A 5970-nucleotide genomic window follows, 5' to 3' on the forward strand; every position below is an offset into this window, starting at 1 on the left:
GTCATTTAAGCGACGCGTCGGTAATGCTGGTTTGCTTGGACGTTCGCAGGAAGAAATCGGTATGGCTTGGGCTTTGACCGACGTTGATATGACGTTGCCCATCGTTGACGAGGCGCGCCTGTCATATTCGCGACCTGAGCCTGTTCCTAATCCCCCGCATCATTCTACACCTGTTGAACCTTGGAACGGCGAGGAATTCGACGGATACGAAGTCTCGTATTTCAGCATTGAAGGCGAGGTTCACGGTGATCCTGAGATAAGACTGAAGGTGCGCAATGAGGTTCGATACTACTGGGTAGGTGACAGGTACGATGTCTACGACGTCAAACCGCACGCAATGGTAGCTGAGACGGATGGCTTTCGCATGCTGAGCGATTGGCGCGAGCCAACGGATGCAGAATGTGAACTGATCGAAACCCGGATGTATCGGAAGTATGAGACTCTGGACGAGTTCATGGCGACGGCTGACGCATGGAAGCAGAGATTACTTGGGAGTATCTATGAGAACGCAGGCTTATTAGGGCGCGAACGATTGAAGGAAAAGTACCCAGATGGAAACTACATGCCTGAAGTTGAAGCTCGATTTGAAGAAAGACTGAAACTAGCGCACGAGAACGATGCGATGGCGCGCGACGAGCAGGAGGAGATTGCCCGTCGCCGCATGAAGTTTTGGAAAGGGTTACGCCGTAAGCGCGTATAGTTCAGACATGAGGGCGCGCCTAACGGGCGCGTCCACACGATTGCGCAGCCACCCGTCAACGCGTTTGGGGTTGTCGTTGTAGGGCAGGCGTTCAATACGTTTGACGAGCCGGTCGCGGTTGCGGTGCGTGGTTGACCAATCAAATGCCATGTTCGTTTCTCCGTTGTGGGATGGTCTACGAAGACGAATATAATCGGGGCGCGGGTTGTGCCGCGACCAGAATACCGGGTGATGATAACTCAGTTATAGGTGTCGGGGCGAGAACGCCGGGCGAAACTACAATACGACATAGAAACGTGGCTGCTTACGCACGCACTAGCGCGCGCACGCGTAAAAAAAAATTTTTGTGGGGACAAACAAAATTATTTTTGCAGCGGTCATTCAGCCAGTTTGCCGATGTAGTTTTTGTAGTTATTGTAGTTGTTGCTTGTTTTACAGTGGTTTGCACGTAGGGCAGTAGGCGTTCATGTGTAGTTCAGTGTAGTTGGCTCAGTGTGCTTGGTGAGCAGGGTTGATGCTGGCGCATAGTGATCTACAGGGTGTTTTTGTTTTGATCGTCGCGCGCGTGCGCGTGATACGTGCGCGCGATGCAACATTTTTGTGGAGCATATCGAGCAATCAATCGGCATTCCTGAGTTCGTGCGCGTATGCGCATCCTGCGGCTTAGCGGTGTGTGTCTCCGCGCAGAAACGCGTCCTCTGATGGATTTTCTGTGCATCTCTGCGAAAGCACGTTGCAGTCACGATCATGACTTATGACAATGGCTGTGTAGTTAACGCGTTGTTATTACAGTTCAATCCTGCTCTCATTCCTTGTAATGCGGCATGTGAAACTGCGGTACGCATATTGGATGTATATACATTTGGTGCCCAATGTATGCCCAACGTATACCCATAAGGCATTCGCGCGCAGGACACCCCCTTTCTCTGAGCGACCCACCCCGCCCCCGGGGAAATTTAGAAGATTACAAAATCCACGTTTTTCCCCACCGCAATCGCGACCGCGTGCAAACACAACCCTGCCAATCCCACGGCTCGCCATCAGAGCGCGTCAGAGCGCGGTCAGACGCCGGTGCACCGCGCTTTTCCGACACGACATACCTTGCCCCCATCAAACCGCGTCTACGCGCGTCTCTGCGAGTCGCGGTCAATCCCCGACAATGCCCACGGCAACCCCGCACCAAGATCAGGCGCAAATCCTCAGCCGATCCCGCATCCGCAATTTCCGCTCCAACACCTGAAACTCTGGTAACGCCGCCCCCGCCTATCCCCGTAATGTTCGGTGTACGCAATCGAGCGTTCACGGGTTGCGTACAGGTCGGTTCCTTTCCCGCCTCCCAAAAGCCCGTGAACTGTCTTGAAAGGAACTCAACGTGAAAACTTGTCACATCACAGAAACCCCTCACGGGTCGCGCCTCTGCGCGACTGAACTGTTCAACGCTTGGAATCTCGACGTGCCGTTGAAGCCGGACGCCCTGCAACAACTGATCCGGGACGCGATCAAAACCCCGGACGAGCATCCCCGCGTCGAGAAAGACGGCGTTGCCGCCGACCGAATGCCCGAAGGCGTCCGTGTTCATGTCCTTAAGAACACCACTTGGTTTGACATCCCGTGGCACATCGCCGTCAAGGAATTGATCCAATGACCAAGATCGAACATGCAACCTATGCGGAGATGCGTCTTGCCTATGACAAAATCCGCGACGTTCTGCACGGCGAAGACCGGCTGAAAAATCGCGGCCCGGTTTACCTGCCGCGACCCGAAGGCATGACGCAGGCACAATACACGCGGTATGTGCAGGGGTCGTCGTTCTATGCGGTGGCCGAACGCACCCTGCGCGGCATGGTCGGCGCGGTTACACGCAACGAATCAATCGTTGAACTGCCTGACCGCATCGAATCCATGCGCACCCTTGCGACCTTTGAGGGCAACTCTCTGGATGTGCTGATCGAAGACGCGCTGCGCGAGACAATGTCGATGGGTCGATACGCTATGATCCTCGACTATCCCACTGACGGCAATTTGGTCACAGATGCCCCGTTCATTTCGACCTTCGACGCGGATAGCATTCTGGATTGGCGCGAAGAAATCGTCGATGGGCGTCAGAAACTGACTTACCTGCGGCTGAACGAACGCAACGACGAACTCGACCAAGGGGTCGAACAACACCTCGTCCTGTCCCTGTCCCCCGCCTACACCGTGCAGCGTTTCCATGTGCAATCCAAACGCTCGGGCGAACTGACCCAGACCGTCGAAGAGATCAAAATTGGCGAAGACATTGTTCCGTCGGTCAATGGCAAAACCCTCAACGAAATCCCGGCTGTGATCGTCTCGCCCTATAACTTGAAGGCGGATGTTGAGAAGCCACCGTTCCTTGATCTCGTCAACGTCAACCTTGCCCACTGGCGCGTGTCGGCTGACTATTTCTGGTCTCTGTTCCTGACGTCCCAACCGACACCTTGGGTCGCCGGATCGATCAACGAGAAGAACAAACCGACGCAAATCGGTTCAGGGGCATTCTGGGTTTTGCCCGAAGGTGCGACCGCTGGAATGCTCGAATTTACGGGCGCGGGCATCGCGGCACAGAAAGCTGCCCTCGACGACATAACGGCGCAGATGGCGACGCTTGGCGCGCGAATGGTCTATGATGGCAAAGGGCGCAATGAGACCACCGACACGGCCAAGCTTCGCCACCGTTCCGAGCTTTCCCTGCTTCATTCGTCGGTGAACATGGTCGAGTCGGCAATCCTGAAACTGCTGCGACTTGCTGCTGAATGGACGACACCTGGCTCGTCCGATCAGGTCAAGGTCAAACTGCACCGCGATTTCATCACATCCCAGATGGACGCGCCAACCCTGACCGCGCTGATCAAGGCATGGCAGGCAGGTGCGATTTCGCACGACACGCTCCTGATGAACATGAAGAAAGGCGAACTGATGGACGTGAACCGTGCCATCGACGACGAGAAAGAGATGATCGAAACCGACGCCTCTGTATTGCCGTTTCCTGCATGACGGACGCGATTGGAAAAAATAAGACGGCGGAGGTCGGCGAAGTCGGCCTCTACCGTTCCGTTGTCGCCCGCGCCATCTTGGACTTGTTCGGTTCGCTGTCGATTGCGTCTCAACAGGACGAGGCACGTGCCGCGCGCGATGAAGCGTTGAACTTTCTGACGGCTGACACTGGTGGCTGGGCGCAGTCACGTAAAACGATTTGCGGGATTTGTGACCTTGAACCGAGTATCTTGCGGAGTCAGGTCATTGCGATTTTGGAGGGGAAAGACCCTCCTGACGATGCGCGCGAGTCGACGTTCACCAAATTGGATGTTGCCCGCGAACTCTGGGCGCAAAAGAAGACCGAAGCCGCCCGCGCACAGGCCGCGCGTGAGCGTCAGGCAAAGATCGTCGCGCAACGCCGCTCGGTTTTTGAGTCCAAGCATCTGGAACAGGCGGACGAGCTTGCGCGACACACACCCGACCGCGAACCCGTGAAACTCAGGTATTCTGAGATGCGTGCGATTGTGCTGGAACAGATCAAAGAGAAACCCCGGAAATTCAGAGAAATCCTGCACGCCGTCGGGGGTTCAGATCACCAAGTTCGCACTCTCCTGAACAACGCGCTCGCCAAAGGTGAGATCGTGCGGAGCAGTACCTTTGTTTATTCGATAGCACCTTCTTCTTCGGTTGTAGCACAACCGGAAGCTGCCTGATTGTCGTTCTGTGGGTGAGGCCTGCGACTTCTTGTTTTGGCGAACAAGTGGGCGGGTTTCGGCTCGCCCCATTCGTCAAACATAGGAGGTTCACATGGCCGACGAAGACCAAAATTCGAAACAGGCAGAGGCGTTGATCGCCGCGCTCGCCCCCAAGATTGCGGAAGCAATTATCCCCCAGCTTTCCGAACAGGTCGAAACCCAGATCAAAGGCGTCGTCGCCAAAAACGACGAGCTTCTGGACAAGCTGCAAAACATGAAAAAAGACGCGGAGATCGCCGAAAGCGCGAAAAACCTGCAAGCGATCACTGATGCGGCAACGCGCGTGATGAATGGCCCGCAGGGCAACGACACCCAGCAAAATTTCAAACCGAACGAACCGATCCGTCTCAGCCGCGCTGACGCCCGCGACGTGCGCAAGTATCAGGCTGCAAAAGCCGAGGCACAGAAGCTGGGCGTCGAACTGCAAATCGTGAGCAATTGACCGGAATGACCCGCACCCGGCGACATAAGATGGAAATGCTTCCCGAGGCGCGTCGCAATGATCTCGTGCGAGACATTGTCCTCGGGCGCAAATCCATGTTTGCGGTCGCGAAAGAGATCGGCGTGTCTGACACCTCGGTTAATCGCTACATGGCGAAAATCGGTGAGGCGCAACGTCTTGAAATCGTCGCGACTGCTCTGCACGCGTCCAAGCTGGCCGAAATCCAGCAGAAAGTGGAGATGGTCAACGAGTTCGGGGAGGACACGGACAAAGACCTCAAGTGGGTTTTGCGTGAACTGAAAGCCTTGCTGCAAAGCGCAAAGGACGATGAGGAAAAGGTTTTGCAACTCGGCACGCTCAAGGAATTGAGGCAGTCGCTGATGGCATTGGCCGACCTGCACGGCAAGCTGAACAAAAAGATGGATGTTCATCTGAACCTGAACGAAAGCCCGCAGTTCATCCAACTGCGCCAGATCATTCTGGATGTGCTGAACCGTCACCCAGAAGCGAAGCACGATTTTCTGAACGAGATGGATCGGATGGGCGTAATCAAGGAACCCGTTCTCGTGGACGACCGCACCTAACATGCCGACACGTATTGCAAAACTCACCCAGCGCATTGTGGATCAGCTTGAGACAGCCGACCTCACAAGCCCACATGACGTTCGCAAGAAGCTCGCCGACGAGCCGCCCGAATTAGTTCAACTCCTCGCCGAAATGGCCGCGCGCGGGATGCTGAAACCTGCGTCGCAATGGCCGGGGAGAACGAAGTGATACACGACCCCCATTTGCATTCCTTCCTCCAAGGACTGACCGTCAGTTTGGACCCTGTTGAAAGGTTCAGGTTGACGATTGGTGAACCCGACCCTTGGCAAAAGGAATTGCTCCGCACTGACCCCGCACAGCGTGAAGAAGACCGCATGGTTTTGGCGTTGTGCGGGCGTCAGTCGGGCAAATCGACAACATGCGGATCATTGGCCTATGACGACTTCTCTGTAGGTAAGACGGTCATCCTGACCGCGCCATCGCTGCGGCAATCGACCGAACTGTTCCGACGTATTCTGGAGTTCAAAAAC

9 protein-coding genes are annotated in these 5970 nt (G+C 55.4%); 8 read left to right on the forward strand and 1 reads right to left on the reverse strand.

What is annotated here, in order from left to right:
* The coding region (locus tag AC2FND_RS19290; protein WP_496771336.1) for a hypothetical protein at nt 1–700 on the forward strand (700 nt) is incomplete at its 5' end.
* Here AC2FND_RS19290 and AC2FND_RS19295 read toward each other — a convergent pair.
* Complete coding sequence (locus tag AC2FND_RS19295) at nt 680–850, reverse strand: hypothetical protein (protein WP_496771337.1); 171 nt, start codon at nt 848–850, stop codon at nt 680–682. The two genes, AC2FND_RS19290 and AC2FND_RS19295, sit on opposite strands and share 21 nt — an antisense overlap.
* A 1303-nt stretch (nt 851–2153) precedes the next feature.
* Between AC2FND_RS19295 and AC2FND_RS19300 the strand changes: the two genes are divergently transcribed.
* The 7 genes from AC2FND_RS19300 to AC2FND_RS19330 all read left to right on the forward strand — a co-directional run.
* Nucleotides 2154–2345 carry a hypothetical protein gene (locus AC2FND_RS19300; protein ID WP_496771338.1) on the forward strand — a complete coding sequence of 64 codons (192 nt, stop codon included), beginning with the start codon at nt 2154–2156 and terminating at the stop codon, nt 2343–2345.
* Nucleotides 2342–3715, forward strand: a complete 1374-nt coding sequence (locus AC2FND_RS19305; RefSeq protein ID WP_496771339.1) for a DUF4055 domain-containing protein — start codon at nt 2342–2344, stop codon at nt 3713–3715. Before AC2FND_RS19300 ends, AC2FND_RS19305 begins: the two co-directional genes overlap by 4 nt.
* On the forward strand, nt 3712–4410 hold the full coding sequence (locus AC2FND_RS19310; RefSeq protein ID WP_496771340.1) for a hypothetical protein: 699 nt from the start codon (nt 3712–3714) through the stop codon (nt 4408–4410). Before AC2FND_RS19305 ends, AC2FND_RS19310 begins: the two co-directional genes overlap by 4 nt.
* A gap of 94 nt (nt 4411–4504) precedes the next feature.
* A complete protein-coding gene (locus AC2FND_RS19315) occupies nt 4505–4894 on the forward strand; it encodes a hypothetical protein (RefSeq protein ID WP_496771341.1) in 390 nt (129 codons plus the stop codon).
* Between the two features lie 29 nt (nt 4895–4923).
* Nucleotides 4924–5478, forward strand: a complete 555-nt coding sequence (locus tag AC2FND_RS19320; RefSeq protein WP_496771342.1) for a hypothetical protein — start codon at nt 4924–4926, stop codon at nt 5476–5478.
* A gap of 1 nt (nt 5479) precedes the next feature.
* The gene (locus AC2FND_RS19325; RefSeq protein ID WP_496771343.1) at nt 5480–5668 is read left to right on the forward strand and encodes a hypothetical protein; all 189 of its coding nucleotides are present in this window, start codon (nt 5480–5482) and stop codon (nt 5666–5668) included.
* 107 nt (nt 5669–5775) lie between these two features.
* The coding region (locus AC2FND_RS19330) for a hypothetical protein (RefSeq protein ID WP_496771344.1) at nt 5776–5970 on the forward strand (195 nt) is incomplete at its 3' end.

It is taken from the genome of Ruegeria sp. BHSB056 (assembly GCF_059613305.1).

Excerpts from the sequence above, each read along its gene's own strand:
- AC2FND_RS19295 (WP_496771337.1), bottom strand. The coding sequence starts at position 850 with ATGGCATTTGATTGGTCAACCACGCACCGCAACCGCGACCGGCTCGTC.
- AC2FND_RS19305 (WP_496771339.1), top strand. The coding sequence starts at position 2,342 with ATGACCAAGATCGAACATGCAACCTATGCGGAGATGCGTCTTGCCTAT.
- AC2FND_RS19310 (WP_496771340.1), top strand. The coding sequence starts at position 3,712 with ATGACGGACGCGATTGGAAAAAATAAGACGGCGGAGGTCGGCGAAGTC.
- AC2FND_RS19315 (WP_496771341.1), top strand. The coding sequence starts at position 4,505 with ATGGCCGACGAAGACCAAAATTCGAAACAGGCAGAGGCGTTGATCGCC.
- AC2FND_RS19320 (WP_496771342.1), top strand. The coding sequence starts at position 4,924 with ATGGAAATGCTTCCCGAGGCGCGTCGCAATGATCTCGTGCGAGACATT.
- AC2FND_RS19325 (WP_496771343.1), top strand. The coding sequence starts at position 5,480 with ATGCCGACACGTATTGCAAAACTCACCCAGCGCATTGTGGATCAGCTT.